Origin of the sequence: Ovoidimarina sediminis, assembly GCF_032586175.1 — a bacterium.
Classification (GTDB): domain Bacteria; phylum Pseudomonadota; class Alphaproteobacteria; order Rhodobacterales; family Rhodobacteraceae; genus Ovoidimarina; species Ovoidimarina sediminis.
Genome location: NZ_JAWHTE010000015.1, coordinates 64,954 through 81,095, shown reverse-complemented (window position 1 = coordinate 81,095; position 16,142 = coordinate 64,954). Strand labels below are relative to the sequence as shown.

18 protein-coding genes and 1 tRNA gene are annotated in these 16,142 nt (G+C 66.2%); 8 read left to right on the top strand and 11 right to left on the bottom strand.

From position 1 onward, the window contains the following. Positions 1 to 46: 46 nt before the first annotated feature. The 4 genes from zwf (at position 47) to RXV90_RS16755 (ending at position 4,280) form a co-directional block, all read left to right on the top strand. Positions 47 to 1,501 (top strand): glucose-6-phosphate dehydrogenase, encoded by a 1,455-nt coding sequence (gene zwf / locus RXV90_RS16770; RefSeq protein WP_316650039.1) that lies wholly within the window; start codon positions 47 to 49, stop codon positions 1,499 to 1,501. Continuing rightward, the gene (gene pgl / locus RXV90_RS16765) at positions 1,498 to 2,169 is read left to right on the top strand and encodes a 6-phosphogluconolactonase (RefSeq protein WP_316650038.1); all 672 of its coding nucleotides are present in this window, start codon (positions 1,498 to 1,500) and stop codon (positions 2,167 to 2,169) included. The genes zwf and pgl overlap by 4 nt, the downstream gene beginning before the upstream one ends. A gap of 4 nt (positions 2,170 to 2,173) precedes the next feature. Then, entirely contained in the window at positions 2,174 to 3,784 is a 1,611-nt protein-coding gene (pgi, locus tag RXV90_RS16760; protein ID WP_316650037.1) for a glucose-6-phosphate isomerase, read from the top strand. Between the two features lie 85 nt (positions 3,785 to 3,869). After that, positions 3,870 to 4,280 carry a GFA family protein gene (locus RXV90_RS16755; RefSeq protein ID WP_316650036.1) on the top strand — a complete coding sequence of 137 codons (411 nt, stop codon included), beginning with the start codon at positions 3,870 to 3,872 and terminating at the stop codon, positions 4,278 to 4,280. On the opposite strand, the gene RXV90_RS16750 is transcribed toward RXV90_RS16755, so the two are convergent. The 4 genes from RXV90_RS16750 to RXV90_RS16735 all read right to left on the bottom strand — a co-directional run bounded on the left by RXV90_RS16750 (position 4,281) and on the right by RXV90_RS16735 (position 7,492). After that, the gene (locus RXV90_RS16750) at positions 4,281 to 4,754 is read right to left on the bottom strand and encodes an acyl-CoA thioesterase (RefSeq protein ID WP_316650035.1); all 474 of its coding nucleotides are present in this window, start codon (positions 4,752 to 4,754) and stop codon (positions 4,281 to 4,283) included. Positions 4,755 to 4,803: 49 nt separating this feature from the next. Then, positions 4,804 to 4,877, bottom strand: a tRNA-Gly gene (locus RXV90_RS16745). Between the two features lie 36 nt (positions 4,878 to 4,913). Further along, positions 4,914 to 5,456 (bottom strand): hypothetical protein, encoded by a 543-nt coding sequence (locus tag RXV90_RS16740; protein WP_316650034.1) that lies wholly within the window; start codon positions 5,454 to 5,456, stop codon positions 4,914 to 4,916. Continuing rightward, positions 5,453 to 7,492 carry an ASKHA domain-containing protein gene (locus RXV90_RS16735; RefSeq protein WP_316650033.1) on the bottom strand — a complete coding sequence of 680 codons (2,040 nt, stop codon included), beginning with the start codon at positions 7,490 to 7,492 and terminating at the stop codon, positions 5,453 to 5,455. The genes RXV90_RS16740 and RXV90_RS16735 overlap by 4 nt, the downstream gene beginning before the upstream one ends. Before the next feature lie 185 nt (positions 7,493 to 7,677). Here RXV90_RS16735 and RXV90_RS16730 point away from each other — a divergent pair, with 185 nt between their 5' ends. After that, entirely contained in the window at positions 7,678 to 7,935 is a 258-nt protein-coding gene (locus RXV90_RS16730) for a hypothetical protein (protein WP_316650032.1), read from the top strand. Here RXV90_RS16730 and RXV90_RS16725 read toward each other — a convergent pair. From RXV90_RS16725 to RXV90_RS16695, 7 genes are all read right to left on the bottom strand, one after another. Continuing rightward, positions 7,922 to 8,614: a hypothetical protein gene (locus tag RXV90_RS16725; RefSeq protein ID WP_316650031.1), complete on the bottom strand. Its 693-nt coding sequence runs from the start codon at positions 8,612 to 8,614 to the stop codon at positions 7,922 to 7,924. The two genes, RXV90_RS16730 and RXV90_RS16725, sit on opposite strands and share 14 nt — an antisense overlap. Before the next feature lie 70 nt (positions 8,615 to 8,684). Next, on the bottom strand, positions 8,685 to 9,302 hold the full coding sequence (locus RXV90_RS16720; RefSeq protein ID WP_316650030.1) for a TetR/AcrR family transcriptional regulator: 618 nt from the start codon (positions 9,300 to 9,302) through the stop codon (positions 8,685 to 8,687). Continuing rightward, a complete protein-coding gene (gene ppk2 / locus RXV90_RS16715; protein ID WP_316650029.1) occupies positions 9,295 to 10,164 on the bottom strand; it encodes a polyphosphate kinase 2 in 870 nt (289 codons plus the stop codon). Before ppk2 ends, RXV90_RS16720 begins: the two co-directional genes overlap by 8 nt. 48 nt (positions 10,165 to 10,212) lie before the next feature. Continuing rightward, positions 10,213 to 11,181, bottom strand: a complete 969-nt coding sequence (locus tag RXV90_RS16710; RefSeq protein WP_316650028.1) for an alpha/beta fold hydrolase — start codon at positions 11,179 to 11,181, stop codon at positions 10,213 to 10,215. Continuing rightward, on the bottom strand, positions 11,168 to 12,088 hold the full coding sequence (metA, locus tag RXV90_RS16705; protein ID WP_316650027.1) for a homoserine O-acetyltransferase MetA: 921 nt from the start codon (positions 12,086 to 12,088) through the stop codon (positions 11,168 to 11,170). The genes RXV90_RS16710 and metA overlap by 14 nt, the downstream gene beginning before the upstream one ends. Before the next feature lie 56 nt (positions 12,089 to 12,144). Further along, the gene (locus tag RXV90_RS16700; RefSeq protein WP_316650026.1) at positions 12,145 to 13,011 is read right to left on the bottom strand and encodes an ATPase; all 867 of its coding nucleotides are present in this window, start codon (positions 13,009 to 13,011) and stop codon (positions 12,145 to 12,147) included. Positions 13,012 to 13,059: 48 nt separating this feature from the next. Then, complete coding sequence (locus RXV90_RS16695) at positions 13,060 to 13,983, bottom strand: DMT family transporter (protein WP_316650025.1); 924 nt, start codon at positions 13,981 to 13,983, stop codon at positions 13,060 to 13,062. Between the two features lie 107 nt (positions 13,984 to 14,090). Here RXV90_RS16695 and RXV90_RS16690 point away from each other — a divergent pair, with 107 nt between their 5' ends. The 3 genes from RXV90_RS16690 to RXV90_RS16680 are packed head-to-tail and all read left to right on the top strand — an operon-like array spanning position 14,091 to position 16,141. After that, positions 14,091 to 14,774, top strand: a complete 684-nt coding sequence (locus RXV90_RS16690) for a molecular chaperone DjiA (protein WP_316650023.1) — start codon at positions 14,091 to 14,093, stop codon at positions 14,772 to 14,774. Positions 14,775 to 14,778: 4 nt separating this feature from the next. Beyond that, positions 14,779 to 15,795 carry an endonuclease/exonuclease/phosphatase family protein gene (locus tag RXV90_RS16685; RefSeq protein ID WP_316650022.1) on the top strand — a complete coding sequence of 339 codons (1,017 nt, stop codon included), beginning with the start codon at positions 14,779 to 14,781 and terminating at the stop codon, positions 15,793 to 15,795. Between the two features lie 31 nt (positions 15,796 to 15,826). Further along, complete coding sequence (locus RXV90_RS16680) at positions 15,827 to 16,141, top strand: hypothetical protein (protein WP_316650021.1); 315 nt, start codon at positions 15,827 to 15,829, stop codon at positions 16,139 to 16,141. The last annotated feature ends 1 nt before the right edge of the window (position 16,142 follow it).

The following is a 16,142-nucleotide window of genomic DNA, read 5'->3' as shown; positions in this document are numbered from 1 at the left end:
ACGAGCGGCACATTGTTAGCGTTAACATCACATAGGACGAGCGCCCATGGCCTCTCGCGTCATTCCCGTGGATCCGTTTGATCTGGTCATCTTCGGCGGCACCGGCGATCTCGCCCGCCGCAAGATCCTGCCGGGTCTCTTCCGCCGCTACTGCGCCGGCCAGATGCCTGCGGAGGCCCGCATCATCGGCGCGGCCCGCTCCGATATGTCGAATACCGAATATCGCAGGCTGATCGGCGAGGCGCTCGAGGAATTCGGCGCGGCCGACGGGAAGAACCAGAAGGACGTGACCGAGTTCCTGCAGCGCATCGAATACATCGCGATCGACGCCATGGGGAAATCCGGCTGGAAGGCGCTGGCGAAGGCGCTTCGCAAGAACGTGGTGCATGCCTTCAACTTCTCGGTCGGCCCCGCGCTTTTCGGCCCCCTGGCCGAGCGGCTTCATGAAAACGGCATCGCCGACACGCAAAGCCGCATCGTCGTGGAAAAGCCCTTCGGTCACGATCTGGCTTCGGCGAAGGAACTGAACGCGACGCTCGCGCAGTATTTCGACGAACGCCAGATCTACCGGATCGATCACTATCTGGGGAAGGAAACGGTTCAGAACCTGATGGCCGTCCGCTTCGGCAACATCCTGTTCGAGCCGCTCTGGAACGCCCAGTACATCGATCACGTGCAGATCACCGTGGCCGAAACCGTCGGCGTCGGCGGGCGGGGCGAATATTACGACAAGTCGGGCGCCATGCGGGACATGGTGCAGAACCACCTGATGCAGCTTCTCTGCCTCACGGCGATGGAGCCGCCGGCGAAGTTCGATCCGAACGCCGTCCGCGACGAAAAGCTGAAGGTTATCCGCGCCTTACGCCCTGTAGCCAATGGCGATCTCGTGCGCGGGCAGTACAGCGCGGGCTCCGACACACCGTCTTATGCCGAAGAGGCCGAAAATCCCTCGTCGACGACCGAAAGCTTCATCGCCATGAAGATCGACATCGAGAACTGGCGCTGGAACGGCACCCCCTTCTACCTGCGCACCGGCAAGCGGATGCGCGCGCGGCTGTCCGAAATCGTCGTCCGCTTCAAGGAACCCCCGCATTCGATTTTCGACGAGGATGCAGGCTCCAACGCCAACGAACTCACCATCCGCCTCCAGCCGAACGAGGGCATGGACATGATGGTCACGATCAAGGAACCGGGGCCGGGGGGCATGCGCCTCGTCCAGGTGCCGCTCGACATGACCTTCGCCGATGTCCTCGGTTCCGACGGATCGGATGTGCCGGATGCCTATGAACGCCTCATCATGGACGTGATCCGGGGCAACCAGACCCTCTTCATGCGCGGTGACGAGGTCGAGGCCGCCTGGGCCTGGACCGATCCTATCATCGAGGGCTGGGAAAGCCGGGGCGACAAGCCTAACCTCTACGAGCCCGGAACTGCGGGCCCCGAAGAGGCGTTGATGCTGATGCACAAGGACGGGCGCCGCTGGCGCGATCTGAAGCCATGAGATTTATCGAATATCCCGACCGCGAAATGATGATGATCGACCTCGCCAACCAGCTGGCGGGCGAATTGTCGAACTACGTCACCCACCATGACAGCGCCACCTTCGCCGTGCCGGGCGGCACGACGCCGGGGCCCGTCTTCGACACGCTGAGCGGGGCGGATCTGCACTGGGACAGGATCCGCGTGCTGCTGACCGACGAACGCTGGGTGCCGGAAGAGCACGAACGCTCGAACACCCGGCTGATCCGGGAGCGGCTTCTGACGAACCGGGCGGCGATGGCGGACTACATTCCGCTTTACGCCGAAACCGACACGCCGGAAGACGCGATCGATGATCTCGCCGCGCGGCTCGAACCCGAACTGCCCCTGTCGGTGCTGCTTCTGGGCATGGGGGCCGATGGGCATATCGCCTCGATCTTCCCCGGCGCCGATCGGCTGGACGAAGCCCTGTCGTCGAAAGCCCCGCCGCTGATGGCGATGCGCGCCCCCGGCGCCCCGGAACCCCGCATCACGCTGACCGCGCCGGTCCTCACCGGCGCGATGTCGACGCATATTCTGATCACCGGGGCGGAAAAACGCGAAACCCTGGAACGCGCGCGCCACGCGAAGGCACATGACCTGCCGGTGCAGGCGGTGCTGCACGACGCGACGGTGCACTGGGCGGAGTAGAGAGATGGACTGGAGCAAGCTGAAATCGGCCGCCGAGGCCGCGACCACCCGCCGGATCGAGGATCTGCTGGACGCCCCCCGGGCCGACGGCTTCGCTGTCAGCGCCCTCGACATGCGGTTCGACTATTCGAAGACCACGATGAACGAAGACGACCGCGCGCTTCTCGTCGAGATGTACGAGGCCTCGGGCGTGCCGGCGCGGCGCGAGGCGATGTTCTCGGGCGAGAAGATCAACGAAACCGAGGGCAGGGCGGTTCTTCACACCGCGCTGCGCAATCTCGACGGCGGGCCGGTGATGGTCGACGGGGCGGATGTCATGCCCGGGGTGCTTGAAACGCTCTCGCGGATGGAGGCCTTTGCCGAAGGCATCCGCGACGGCTCGATCGCCGCACCTGGCGGGCACCGGTTCACCGATGTCGTGAATATCGGCATAGGCGGGTCGGATCTTGGCCCCGCGATGGCGACGCAGGCCCTGTCGCCCTATGCCGACGGCCCGCGCTGCCATTTCGTCTCCAACGTGGACGGGGCGCATATCTACGACGTGCTCGACACGCTCGAACCAAGCTCGACCCTCGTGATCGTCGCATCGAAGACCTTCACCACGATCGAGACGATGATGAACGCCGAAACCGCCCGCGCCTGGCTTGCGAAAACGGTCGGGGCGGAAAAGGCGGGCGCTCATTTCGCGGCCCTGTCCTCGGCCACCGACAAGACGGCGGCCTTCGGGATCGATCCGGCCCGCGTCTTCGGGTTCGAGGATTGGGTTGGCGGGCGCTATTCCATGTGGGGGCCCATCGGGCTTTCGCTGATGATCGCTATCGGGGCAGAGGCCTTCCGCGCGTTCCTGAGGGGCGCAGAGGCGATGGACCGACATTTCCGCGCCGCCCAACCGCTCGAAAACATGCCCGTCATGCTGGCGCTCGTCGGCCTCTGGCACCGGCAGGGCTGCGGCTATCCGACCCGCGCCGTTCTGCCCTACGAACAGCGCCTTGCCCGGCTGCCGGCCTACCTTCAGCAGCTCGAGATGGAATCGAACGGCAAGAGCGTCGCGATGGATGGCGCGCCCTTGCCCGTCGCCTCGGGGCCCGTCGTCTGGGGCGAGCCCGGCACCAACGGCCAGCACGCCTTCTATCAGCTGATCCACCAGGGCACCTCTGTCATCCCCTGCGAGTTCATGGTCGGCGCCGAAAGCCATCACCCCGAGCTTGCGCACCAGCACCGGCTTCTGATCGCGAACTGCCTTGCGCAGTCGCAGGCGCTTCTCAAGGGGCGCAGCTTCGAAGAGGCGCAGGCGCTGATGGACAAGGCCGGCTTCGAAGGGGCCGAACGTGACCGGCAGGCGCGCCACCGGGTGTTCCCGGGCAACCGGCCGTCGACGACCCTGACCTATCCGAAGCTGACGCCCGAGATCCTGGGCCAGATCGTGGCGCTCTATGAACACAGGGTGTTCGTGGAAGGCGTGATGCTTGGCATCAACTCCTTCGACCAGTGGGGGGTGGAGCTTGGCAAGGAACTGGCCAAGTCGCTTGAACCGCTCGTGGCTGGCGAGGGGGATGCGGGCGATGTCGACGCCTCGACGGCGGCGCTTCTGGGCTATCTCCGGACGCATGGCTGAGCCGCCGCTGCCTGGCGCGACACTTCGGTTTCGCGGTGGGGCGGTGCTGCGCTAAGCTTCCGGAACCACTACGGGGGATCCCGCCATGACCGAACACAAGGCCTCCTGCCCCTGCGGGGCGCTTTCGCTTACCGCATCGGAAGATCCGCTCATCACCATCGCCTGCAGTTGCCGGGCCTGTCAGAAGCGCACGGGTTCCGCCTTTGCGACGGTGGCCTATATCGCGAAGTCCGCGGTCGAGGTCACGGGGCCCCGGCAACGCTGGGGCCGGACGGCGGCCTCGGGCCGGGGGGTGGAGAATGTCTTCTGTCCGACCTGCGGCACGACGCTTTACTGGACGCTCGATTTCCGCCCCGATCACATGGGCATTCTGGTGGGCGCCTTCGACACCGAAAAACCCACACCCACGCGCGCGGTCTGGACCTGCGAGAAATTGCCGTGGGTGGAGATCCCGGGCGGATGGGAGGCGTTCGGGCAAGGCTCGCCCGGCTCCTGATCAGCCCTCGGCAACCGCCCCGTCACGGTCCCGAAGCACGGCCCGCATGGTATCGCTCAGCGGCATCTTCGTCGTGCCAGCCTTGTCGGTCATCACGATCACCGCACTGCCTTCGACCTTCAGCGCACCGTCCGACCAGACGCCGTAAACCTTTTTGAACGAGGTTTTCCGAAAGCTCACGCAACGCGCGGTGACGACATAGCTTTCGTTGAGGAACATCGGCGCGTGATAGTCGCAGGTAATGGCCCGCAGAACGAAGGTGGGATCCTCGGGGCCGTAGAACGAAATCCCGTACGCGGCGAACCAGCCCACGCGCACGGTTTCGAACCAGCGAAGATAGGCGGTGTTGTTCACATGGCCGAGCGCGTCAAGTTCATAGAACCGCACCCGATCAGCCTGCCCGAAGGTCCAGGGATCCGGGATGCCTTCGGCGCGAAGCGCGTCGGTCGAGAGGGGGGTGAGGTAATCGGCCATGGGCAGACTGATGCCCCAGAGGCGCTGGCAGGTGCAAGGGGAGAGAGGCTGGAGCGGGTGAAGGGAATCGAACCCTCGTCTTAAGCTTGGGAAGCTCCTGCTCTACCATTGAGCTACACCCGCATCTTCGTGCTTCACTATCCCCGGGCCGGGCGCTGGTCAAGAATGCGCGTCGGGGTCCTCCGGCGCGGGCACGATCAGCGGCTCTGCATCCCGGGCGCAGGCGGCGAGATGGGCGGCGGCATCCGTGACGGGGGTGAGGCCGAAGCTGCGGGCGATCTCGGCAAGAACCGGGTGGCGGTCGCGGGCCGGGGTGGCGTCGAGCCGCCCGATGGTTTCCTGCGGGCTGTAGATCAGCCCGTCGAGCGCGAAGAACCCCTCGACGATCCCGAGCGACAGAAACTCCCCCAGGTCGCGCCCCAGAACGAGGTTCGGCGTCGGAAACGCCATGGGGGCCGTCATGACCACAGGGCAGGTTTCGCTCAGCCCCGCGCCGGCGTCGAGGAGGCAGAAATGCACGCCGTCCCCGCCCGTCCAGGCAAAGGGCCGCGCGTTGAGCGGCGTCTGATCGTAGCCGGAGGGGCGCAGATCCTTCGCCATGAAAAGGCCGATCTCGTCGCCCGTCGACTCGGGCGCCGCGTCCAGGATCGCATTGAGGCGCGCGAGGGCGGGCACGCTGTCGAGCGGCAGGGGCGCGCTCACCCCCGGCGCCTCCGCCGCCGGCCACCGTCTGCCCCGCCGTCACCGGCGTTGAAGGCGACCTGCGGAAGCTCCACGATCTCGCGCAGATGCGGGAAGGGGGCGGTGGCATGGGGGATCGCGTTGGCGGCCACGAAATGCTCCTGAAACCGGGGTTCCACCGCCGTTTCCACCTTCTTGATCCGGCCCACGACCTCTTCGATCCGGGCCCGGTCGGCGATGTTGCAAAGCGCCATGCGCGCGCCGGTTCCCGCGGCGTTCCCGGCGCTCGTCACCTTTTCAATCGGCGCATCGGGGATCATGCCGAGGACCATCGCGTGCTTCGGCGAGATATGCGCCCCGAACGCCCCGGCCAGCACCACGCGATCCACCGTGTCGGTGCCGATCTCGTCCATCAGAAGCCGGGCGCCCGCATATAGCGCGGATTTCGCAAGCTGGATCGCGCGGATATCGCCCTGGGTCACGGTGATGACCGGGCCCCCCTCGGCGCTGCCATCGTGCAGAAGATAGGCGTGCGTCCGGCCTTCGGGGATCATGCGGGGCGTGCCGGTCTGTTCGGCAGAGCCCAGAAGCCCGCGGGGATCCATCAGCCCGGCAAGGCGAAGTTCCGCCACCGCCTCGATGATGCCCGAGCCGCAGATGCCGGTGATGCCGCTTTCGGCCGTGCGCGTGGCGAAGTCGGGATCGTCCGACCAGAGATCACAGCCGATGACGCGGAAGCGGGGCTCCTTCGTCGCCGGATCGATCTCCACCCGTTCGATCGCGCCGGGGGCGGCGCGCTGGCCCGACGAGATCTGCGCCCCTTCGAAGGCGGGGCCGGTCGGGGAGGAACAGGCGAGGACACCGCGTTTGTCGCCCAGCAGGATCTCGGCATTCGTGCCGACATCGACGACAAGCACCAGATCATCGGACATGTCGGGCCGCTCGGCCAAAGCCACGGCGGCGGCATCGGCCCCCACATGGCCCGCGATACAGGGCAGGAGGTAAACCCGCGCGGCCCCGTTCACGCCGCCGATCTCAAGCTCACGCGCATCGAGGTGCATGGCGCCGGAGGTGGCGAGGGCGAAGGGCGCCTGGCCAAGTTCCACCGGGTCGATCCCGAGAAGGAGGTGATGCATCACCGGGTTGCAGACGAAGACGGCTTCGACGATCTGGCGCGCCTCGATCCCGGCTTCGGTGGCCAGTTCCTCGGCCAGCTGGCCGATGGCCTTGCGCACCGCGCCGGTCATCTCGGCATCGCCGCCAGGGTTCATCATCGCATAGCTGACCCGGCTCATCAGATCTTCGCCGAAGCGGATCTGCGGGTTCATCACCCCCGCGGACGCCGCGACCTGGCCGTTGCGAAGATCGGTCAGGTGGGCCGCGATGGTGGTGGAGCCGAGATCGATGGCAAGCCCGTAAAGCCGCCCTTCCCAGAAGCCCGGCCAGATATCGAGAATGCGGGTGGCGGGGGAGGCGTGATCGCGGTGCACCGCCAGCGTGACCGACCAGTTGCCCTTGCGAAGCGCGGGTTGCAGGCGGGTGAGGACAGGCAGCGCGATCTCGACCTCCGCAATCTCCCACTGCGCCAGAAGCGCGGCTTTCAGGCGTTCGAAATCGCCCGAGGGTTCGTGCATGTCGGGTTCCTGCACCTCGACGTAGAGAAGCCGGGTGGCGGGATCCATCACGATCTCGCGCGCATCCGCCGCCTTGCGGACGACCTGTTTGTGCACCTGGCTTTCGGGCGGCACGTCGATCACCACATCGCCCTGGATCGTGGCCTGGCAGCCGAGGCGCCGGCCTTCCTTCAGCCCGCGCTTTTCGTCATAGCGGGCCTCGACCTTGTTCCATTCCGACAGGGCATCGCGGGCGACGGTGACCCCGTGCTTGGGAAAGTCGCCGTATCCCGGGCTGACCTGGCATTTCGAGCAGATGCCGCGCCCGCCGCAGACCGAATCGAGATCGACCCCGAGCTGCCGCGCCGCCGCCAGCACGGGGGTGCCGATCGGCACCCGGCCGCGTTTTCCGGAGGGTGTGAAAAAGACCAGCGCGTCCGACATCGGGGCCCCTTGAAGGAAACTGTTGCGTTCCCGCCCTACTTAACGGGTTCCCGCCGATGGAAAAGACGCTGTGCGGCACAAATCTGCCTATTGGCGTCATGGGCGGCCCGGAGCGTTGCGTCGGCGCGTGACGAAGCGCAAATCTGCGTCAAGAACCAGACCCGAGCAGCAAACACGATCCCATCATGGCAGCCTTCGCAGTCATCGCCGTTCCCGTGCTTTACATCGCCCTGCAATACGCCGCGCTGTCGCGGATGCGCGAGGGCTGGCAGGTTGCGGCGCTGTTTCCGGTCGGGCTGATCTCGCTGTCGCTTCTCGTGATGATCCTCGGCCTGATCGCGGGCATCGATATGGCGATGGCCGCCGTGATCTTCGGCCTGCCGGCGGCGACGCTTTACCTGATGGTGCTTCTGCCGCTCTATTTCGCGCTCAGACGCCCATAAGCCGCGCAAGCCCCGCATCCCCGAAGAGCCAGACGATCAGCGGCACGGGCGCGACGGCGATCGCGAGGGTGAGCATCGTGGCGCGCGGGCGGAAGAGCCCGGTGAGCCCGGCAAGGAGGCAGATCCCGCCGCCGCCGCCAATGAGCCCGCTGCCCGGCAGGTTGATCAGGAGCGCGAGCAGGAGGTAGCGGTACGTCACCGCGTGGCCTGCGAAACGGGCGGGCAGGGCCCCGCGCAGACGGGCCAGGCGCTCTTCGGGCGACAGCGGGGCGGCGTCGGCGAGAAGGCCCGCCGCCCGCAAGAGCCCCGCCGCGCGCAGCCGCTGTTCCAGCCAGGGAAGGGGCAGGGCGCAGCCCGCCCAGTAGGCAAGCCCGAGCCCCGTGACCGTCGCAAGGTAGACGGGCAGCGCCACCCCGGCCCCTTCGAGCGCGAGAAGCGAAAAGCCGATCTCGATCCCCGGCACGAAGGGCACGGCGATCAGAAGCGCGTAGGCGACAAGAAGAAGGACGATCAGCGAGAGGCTGAGCATCGCGCCCATGGCAGAGGCCTCGGCGAGCCGAAGCATCCAGTCGATGGCGAGGTGAAGACTGTAGACGAGCAGCACGAGACCGATCAGGCGCGGCAACAGCCGGCTGACGAGCAGACCGGGGCCTGCGCGCGGAGAGGGCTGTTCCGTCATGCGTGGAGCCTAGAAGATTGCAGGGCCGCGGGCCAGTGCCGCCGGCCGGGCGCTGATGGTGCCGCGAAAGCTATTCGTCGGGCGGGATGAGCCCGAGCCCCCGGAGGTAGATGCCGATCCCGCTTTCCAGCAGGTCCTCGGGTGAAAACGGGGCCTTGGTGCCCGGGGAGCCGCGGGCGAAAAGCTCCACCACCCCGTGGCTCATCGCCCAGATATGGGCCGAGAACATCTGTGGCGGCGGCCGCTTTTCGGCGGGGATATGTTCCGAAAGCTCCGCCGCGGCGCGTTCGAGCACCCCGAAGGCGCGGCCCGAAAGATGGGCGAGTTCGGGGTTGCGGTTCACCGAAATGCCGCTTTCGAACATCGCCACGTAATGGCCGGGATACTTGCGGGCAAACGCGAGGTAGGCCCGCCCCGTCGCCTCGAAGGAGGCAAGCGCCGAGGGCTGGCCCGACTGGTAGGCGTATTCCATCAGATCGGCGAAGATCGCATAGCCCTGCTGGGCGATTTCCGCGATCAGGTCATCGCGCCCGGCGAAATGGCGGTAGACGGCCGCCGGGGTGACGCCGGCCTTCTTCGCCGCTTCCGAGAGCGTGAAGCCCGTCGGGCCCTTTTCCTCGATCAGGATGAGGGCCGCGTCGATCAGCGCCTCGCGCAGGTTGCCGTGATGATAGCCGCGCTTAGACATTCCAGAGGCTCGGGTCGCCGCAGATCTTCGGGTCGGGCCTGCCGACGACGGCCTCGTCCTTGCCGGCGTAGTCGACGCCACCGATAACCGCGCGGATGGCGGCCAGCCGCGCACGGCGCTTGTCGTCGGTGCGGATCACCGTCCAGGGGGCGGTGGGCGAATGGCTGATGTCGAAGGTTTCCTTGATCGCGTCGGTGTACTGATCCCACTTCGCGAGCCCCGCGACGTCGATCTGCGACAGCTTCCACTGTTTCAGGAGATCGCCCTCGCGGGCGAGGAAGCGGCGGAGTTGTTCGGCGCGGCTGACATTGAGCCAGAGCTTCACGAAGTGGATGCCCTCGTCGATGATCAGTGCCTCGAACCGGGGCAACTGGCGGAAGAACACCGCCCGTTCCTGGGGCGTGCAGAAGCCGAACACATGCTCGATCACCCCGCGATTGTACCAGGAGCGATCGAAGAACACGATCTCGCCCTCGGCGGGCAGGTGATCGATGTAGCGCTGGAAATACCACTGCGAGCGTTCGCGGTCGGACGGCTTCGTCAGGGCCACGTTCTTGGCGTGGCGGGGGTTCATGTTCTCGGTGAAGCGCTTAATCGTGCCGCCCTTGCCGGCAGCATCCCGGCCTTCGAGCACCACGACGATCCGCTTGCCGGTGGCCGTGACATCGGCCTGAAGCTTGGCGAGTTCGAGTTGCAGGGCCTCGAGCTCTTCCTCGTAGATCTTCCTGTCAAGCCATTCGCGGTAGGGATAGTCGGGATCGAGAATATCCTTCTTGCCCGAGGTCTTGATGGCCGTCCGCACCTCTTCGGGGGCTTCGTTTTCGTAATAGGCGGTGATCGCGCCGTCGAAGGGTAGGGACATCTGGATTCCTTGGCTTATCCGTACCGAAAGCGTAGGCGGCGGGCGGCCTCAGCGCAATCCGGCGCGGGCCGCCGCGCGTTCGATGGCGGCGATTGCCTCATCCGTGGCCACGTGGTGCGGCATATGTCCCACACCGTCGAGCGTGACGAGGTTGGCCGAGGCCACCAGTTCGGAGAACGGCCCCGAATGCACCGTGATCGGCACGGTGCTGTCGGCGGTGCCGTGGACGATCTCGATCGGGAGGGTGAGGGTCGGATAGCGCTTCGACATCTCGACCACATGGGGGCGCAGCGTGTTGACCTGCCGGGCATTGGCGCGGAACGGGCCGCGACGGACGGGCATCATCGGCCCGATATGGGCGGCATAGCCGTCGGGGGCGGGTTGCGGGGCGAAGGTGCTTTCGATGCCGTTCCGCAGCCGGTCTTCGGGCACAAGCGCGGTAATCAGCGGCGGAACGAGTGCGCCGCCCACGGAAGTGCCGTTCACCGTGTAGAGCCAGCCGAGTTCCCCGGGCCAGGGCATCGCGACGCCCGCCAGCGACACCACCGCCGCCGGATCGTGTTCGAGCGCCCAGGCCAGCGCCACGATCCCGCCGAAGGAATGGCCCACGACGATCGGCTGATCGGCCCCGAGCTGGCGGGCGGCGGCCGCGAGGATGCGGGCCTGTTCGACGGGGCTTTCGGCGTCGTCCGCGAAGAGCCGCGCATAGGAGGCGTCGGCCCGCCCGCTCCACCCAAGCCCCGGGCGGTCGAGGGCGATCACGCGGTAGCGGTCGCTCAGCCGGCCCATGAAATCGAAGGTGAAATCCCGGGTGCTGCCGAAAGCGCCGTGGATCAGCACAAGATCGGGGCCATCGCCCGCGACGACCGCATGGATGCGGGTGCCATCGACCTCGATGAAGCGGCCCGCCGGGGGATAGGCGGCCTCGGCCCGCGCCTCGCGCTTCGACGCGATCAGGCTGGTGCCGAAGGCGCCCAGGGCGGCCAGCCCGGCGATGACGAGGCTAGTCGTGGCCAATCTTCTCAAGCTCATATGGCGTGGTCTGGTAAATCTCGTTTATCCAGTTGCCATATAGAAGGTGCGCGTGGCTTCTCCAGCGATTGAGCGGGGTTCGGGCCGGATCGTCATCGGGATAGTAGTTGAGCGGCACCTCGATCGGCGCGCCCGCCTCGACGTCGCGGTCATATTCCTGCTTCAGCGTGTCGCTGTCGTATTCGAAATGATTGAAGATGTAGAGGGCGCGGTGGCCCGGATCCTCGACAAGGCAAGGGCCGACCTGATCGGAACTCAGAAGCGTGATGAGCCCCGGGGCCGCGTCGATCTCGTCCTGCCGCATCTCCGTCCAGCGGGAGACCGGGATCACGCAATCGTCGGAAAACCCGCGCAGGTAGGGCGAGGACGGCACGAGATTGGTGTGGCGGTAACAGCCGAAGGCCTTTGCCGTCAGCATGTGTTTCGCGACACCGTGGAAATGGTTGATCATCGCCATGCCGCCCCAGCAGACGCCGAAGGTGGAATGGACGTGGCTTTGCGTCCAGTCCATGACCTCGGTGAGTTCATCCCAGTAGGTCACATCCTCGAACGGCAGATGTTCGATCGGCGCGCCGGTGATGATGAGCCCGTCGAAATACTCACCCTTCACCTCCTGAAAGGGGCGGTAGAACTCTTCCATATGGGCGGCGGCGGTGTTCTTCGTCTGGTGCTCGCTCATCCGGATCAGCTGCAGATCGATCTGCAGCGGCGTCGCGCCGATCAGGCGGGCGAACTGGTTCTCCGTCTGGATCTTTTTGGGCATCAGGTTCAGAAGCCCGATCCGAAGCGGGCGGATATCCTGACGCGAAGCCCGGTCGTCCGACATCACCATCACGCCCTCGTCCCGGAGGACGGAATAGGCGGGCAGCGATTCGGGCAGTTTGATCGGCATTTCGGCAGGCTCCGTTGCGGGCAAGACCGTCTAGATAACGGCGCAGGCGGGCAGTCTCAACCCGTGCGGGCGGCGATGGCGTCGCCGACAAGCGCCTCGAACTCTTCCGCGGCGGTCACGCGGGCCACGTCTTCGGCGGCCAGGGTGACGCCCCAGTTTTGGGCAATCGCGCGGTAGCGGGGCTGGCGTTCGGCGAGTGCGCGCGCATAGGTCCAGCGAACGAAGGCGTTCGGATCGACCTCGTCTTCCTCGAGCCCCGTTTCGCCCAGGTATTCGAGCCAGGCGGCGTGGAGGAAGGCGGGCTGATAGTACATCGGCTTCGGCGCCCGATCGAACCGGCGCACGAGCGCCTCGGTATGGGCATCGCTGCCCTCGATCCAGACGAAGAGAAGCGTGCGGGAGAGGGCGTTCAGCACCGGATCGGCCGTATCCTCGGGATCCACCACCTCGCAGAGCGAACCGGAACTGTCGCAGACGAAGTGATCGTAGCCATAGAGCGTGCGGGCGCGTTCGATGAAATGGGCGCTGTCGAGCATGGCGTTGATCTCGGCCATGCGGTGCAGTTCCTGCCGGCGCATGTATTCATCGAAGCTGAGCCCGCCCTTGGCCGGATCGCCGGGCTTGCCGAGATACATCGAGAGGGGCGCGAGATTGTGGAAGGTGATGTTCGAGGCGATGTAGATCGAATCGCTCAACAGAAGCTCGCGCAGGTAGGGCACGCGCATCGCCTCGGCCTTGAAGCTGTCGGCGATGTGTTCGCCCATGTAGCGGGTGCCGATCCGGTAATCGACCGAGTAGTGAAACCAGCCCCCCGTCTCGCGCAGGAGGTTGGAAACATGGGTTTTCCCGAGCCCCGACATCCCGAAGAGGCAGATCCGCTTGGCGGGCGCGTCGGCCCAGGCTTGTGCGCTGTCATAGATCATCCTGGCGCAGTGCTAATCGCGCGGGCGGGCGGTTTCCAGCGGGATTTATTACGACGGATGTTTCGCGCGCCGCCTGTGCCATGCCTGCCAGAGCCGGCCGTCGAGGATCAGAAGCCCGAGCGCGAGGCAGGCGAAGCCGAAGAACGCGTTCGGCGCAAGGGTTTCGCCGCGGACGAGCGCGCCGAGGGCGATTGCCACGGGCGGGATCAGAAGGGTGCAGAGCAGGAGGTTTCCGGTGCCCGCCATCGCGAGGACACGGTAGTATAGGAGATAGGCGAAGGCCGTTGATATTACGGCGAAATAGGCGATGGCCCCAAGCGTATCCGGGGCGAGATCGAGGCGGATCGGGCCGTCGATCGCCCAGGCTGCGGGGACGATGAGAAGCGCCGAGCCTGTCAGCATCCCGGCCGCGTTCAGGATCGGCGGCTGATCTTTCAGCATCCGGCGCGCCCAGGCACCGGCAAATGCGTAGGAGAGCGCGCCCGTGAGGACGGCGAGCTGCGCGAGCGAGCGGGGATCGAAGGCCAGGAGCGTGTCGAGCCCAATCGCCGTGGCGACCCCGAGGAAGCCCAGCAAGACGCCGAGCGCCCGCCGCGCCGTCAGGCGTTCGTCGGGGAAGACGAGGGCCGCGACCAGCACCGCGAAAATCGCCGTCGTCGCGTTCAGGATCGAGGTCAGGCCCGTTTCGATGTGAAGCTGTGCCCAGGCCATGAGCGAGAACGGGATCACGTTGTTGAGGATCCCCATCACGAAGAGCGCGCCCCAGACCGCGGGCGGCCTGGGCAGGGGCACCCGGCGGAGAAACACCACGCCCCAGAGGATCAGCGCGGCCCAGCCGACCCGGTGCGCCACCGAGGTCAGCACCGCGATGTCGTCGAGCGCGATGCGGATCGCGAGGAAGGAGGCCCCCCAGACGAGGGACAGAAGGGCCAGTTCGGCCCAGGCGCGGGGGCTGATGCTGACCTGGTTCATGGCCAGACACTGCCCCGAAGCCGCGCCCGGCGCGACCCGGATCTTGCGGGGAATTTGCCGCAGGATTGCACCTGTCGGCGCGCGCGCGGGATGATAGGGTGGCGCCCATGTCGATCTGGTCCCGCATCGCCGCCGCATTGCAGGCGCTGTCCTCGGGCGAGGGCCTCGCGGTCGTGTTCGAGCGGCTGCGCGCGCCGCCCGAACGCTCCGTGGCCTTCACCATCGCGGTCATCGCGCTCGGCGCGAAGATGGCCAAGGCCGATGGCCTTGTGACGCGCAACGAGGTTGCGGCGTTCCGCGAGGTTTTCACCATTCCGTCCGCCGAGGAGGCGAACGCGGCGCGCGTGTTCAACATGGCGCGCACCGACGTGGCGGGCTTCGACTATTACGCCCGCCAGATCCAGAGGATGTTCGCCACCGATACGGACATGCTCGAATACCTTCTGGAATGCCTGTTTCACGTGGCGGTGGCCGACGGCACCTATCATCCCGCCGAGGACGATTTCCTGTGCCAGGTGTCGCGGATTTTCAAACTGGATGACCGCGCGTTCCGGGCGATCCGCACGCGTTTCGTGCCTGATGCGCCGCCGGATCCCTATGACGTGCTCGAAGTGGCGCCCGAGGACGATATCGAGACGATCCGCGCCGCATGGCGGGCGCGGGTGCGCGACAGCCATCCCGACCGGGCCATTGCGAGGGGCCTGCCCGAAGAGGCGATCAAGATGGCCGAGAAGCGGCTGATCGCCGTGAACCGGGCGTGGGAAGAGATCAGCCGGAACCGCGCGGCGTAATCGCATGAGAATCGCGACCTACAACGTTGAATGGATGGGAAATCTCTTCGACGATGAGGGTGCGCTTCTGGCCGATGACCGCTGGTCCGGCCGCCGGGACGTGACGCGCATTCAGCAGATCGAGGCGCTTGGCATCGTCTTCACCGCGCTTGACGCGGATGCGGTGATGATTATCGAGGCCCCCGACGGCCACCGCCGGCGGGATGGGGTGGCGGCGCTTGAAACCTTCGCCGCCTGGGCCGGGCTTCGGGCGCGAACGGCGCTGATGGGCTTTGTCAACGACACGCAGCAGGAGATCGCGCTGCTTTATGATCCCGATGTCCTGACCGCGCGCCATGATCCGGTGGGTGACGGGGCCGAGGTGGCGCCGCGCTTCGACGGGGTATTCGAGATCGATCTGGATATCGACAGCACGCTGGACCAGGTGCGCTGGTCGAAGCCGCCCCTGGAACTTTCGGTCGAAACCCATGCGGGCCTTGCCTTCCGGATGATCGGGGTGCACGCGAAATCGAAGGCGCCGCATGGCGCGCGCGGCAAGGCGGCGATCATGCGCGCCGCGATCGCGAACCGCCGCAAGCAGCTGGCCCAGTGCATCTGGCTGCGGCGCCGGGTGGAACAGCATCTGGAGGCAGGCGAGCCGCTGATCGTTCTGGGCGATTTCAACGACGGCCCCGGGCTTGACGAATACGAGAAGCTGTTCGGGCGCTCGGGGGTTGAAATCGTGATCGGCGAGGGCGAGCAGATCCAGCTTTACGACCCCAATGCAGAGATGGCGCGGGAACGCCGGATCGGGGTGATGCCTGCCTCGGCCCGGTTCTGGATGGATCACGAACAGCGCTGGATGCAGACGCTGCTTGATTACGTGATGATCTCGCCCGACCTCAGGCGCCGGGCGCGGCGCTGGCGGATCTGGCACCCGTTCGACGACCGGCAATGCTATGATCGGATCGAACTGCGCGAGGCACTTCTGCTGGCGTCGGATCATTTCCCGGTGACGCTTGATCTTGAGGCCGGGCCTTAAACCGCGGGGCGTTGGCGCCTATATATTGCTTATGCTCAGGGTATTTCTTCTGTCTCTGATCCTCCTCGCTCCGGCGGCCCATGCCCAGGAGGAGGACGGGCCGTTCGGCGACCGGTTCGAAGGGTTCGAGGAGGATATGCGCCGGCTTCTGGAAGGTTTGATCGACCAGATGGAGCCGGGGATGGAGGCGCTGCGCGAGCAGTTGGGGCGTCTGGACGCCTATCACCCGCCCGAGATCCTGCCGAATGGCGATATCATCATCCGGAGAAAGCGGCCTCTCGACGATGCGCCGCCGAACGACGGGGAAGCACCCTTCGAGATCCCCGAAGGCGGGGTGGAGCTCTGAG

Excerpts from the sequence above, each read along its gene's own strand:
- zwf (WP_316650039.1), top strand. The coding sequence starts at position 47 with ATGGCCTCTCGCGTCATTCCCGTGGATCCGTTTGATCTGGTCATCTTC.
- pgl (WP_316650038.1), top strand. The coding sequence starts at position 1,498 with ATGAGATTTATCGAATATCCCGACCGCGAAATGATGATGATCGACCTC.
- pgi (WP_316650037.1), top strand. The coding sequence starts at position 2,174 with ATGGACTGGAGCAAGCTGAAATCGGCCGCCGAGGCCGCGACCACCCGC.
- RXV90_RS16755 (WP_316650036.1), top strand. The coding sequence starts at position 3,870 with ATGACCGAACACAAGGCCTCCTGCCCCTGCGGGGCGCTTTCGCTTACC.
- RXV90_RS16750 (WP_316650035.1), bottom strand. The coding sequence starts at position 4,754 with ATGGCCGATTACCTCACCCCCCTCTCGACCGACGCGCTTCGCGCCGAA.
- RXV90_RS16735 (WP_316650033.1), bottom strand. The coding sequence starts at position 7,492 with ATGTCGGACGCGCTGGTCTTTTTCACACCCTCCGGAAAACGCGGCCGG.
- RXV90_RS16730 (WP_316650032.1), top strand. The coding sequence starts at position 7,678 with ATGGCAGCCTTCGCAGTCATCGCCGTTCCCGTGCTTTACATCGCCCTG.
- RXV90_RS16725 (WP_316650031.1), bottom strand. The coding sequence starts at position 8,614 with ATGACGGAACAGCCCTCTCCGCGCGCAGGCCCCGGTCTGCTCGTCAGC.
- RXV90_RS16720 (WP_316650030.1), bottom strand. The coding sequence starts at position 9,302 with ATGTCTAAGCGCGGCTATCATCACGGCAACCTGCGCGAGGCGCTGATC.
- ppk2 (WP_316650029.1), bottom strand. The coding sequence starts at position 10,164 with ATGTCCCTACCCTTCGACGGCGCGATCACCGCCTATTACGAAAACGAA.
- metA (WP_316650027.1), bottom strand. The coding sequence starts at position 12,088 with ATGCCGATCAAACTGCCCGAATCGCTGCCCGCCTATTCCGTCCTCCGG.
- RXV90_RS16700 (WP_316650026.1), bottom strand. The coding sequence starts at position 13,011 with ATGATCTATGACAGCGCACAAGCCTGGGCCGACGCGCCCGCCAAGCGG.
- RXV90_RS16695 (WP_316650025.1), bottom strand. The coding sequence starts at position 13,983 with ATGAACCAGGTCAGCATCAGCCCCCGCGCCTGGGCCGAACTGGCCCTT.
- RXV90_RS16690 (WP_316650023.1), top strand. The coding sequence starts at position 14,091 with ATGTCGATCTGGTCCCGCATCGCCGCCGCATTGCAGGCGCTGTCCTCG.
- RXV90_RS16685 (WP_316650022.1), top strand. The coding sequence starts at position 14,779 with ATGAGAATCGCGACCTACAACGTTGAATGGATGGGAAATCTCTTCGAC.
- RXV90_RS16680 (WP_316650021.1), top strand. The coding sequence starts at position 15,827 with ATGCTCAGGGTATTTCTTCTGTCTCTGATCCTCCTCGCTCCGGCGGCC.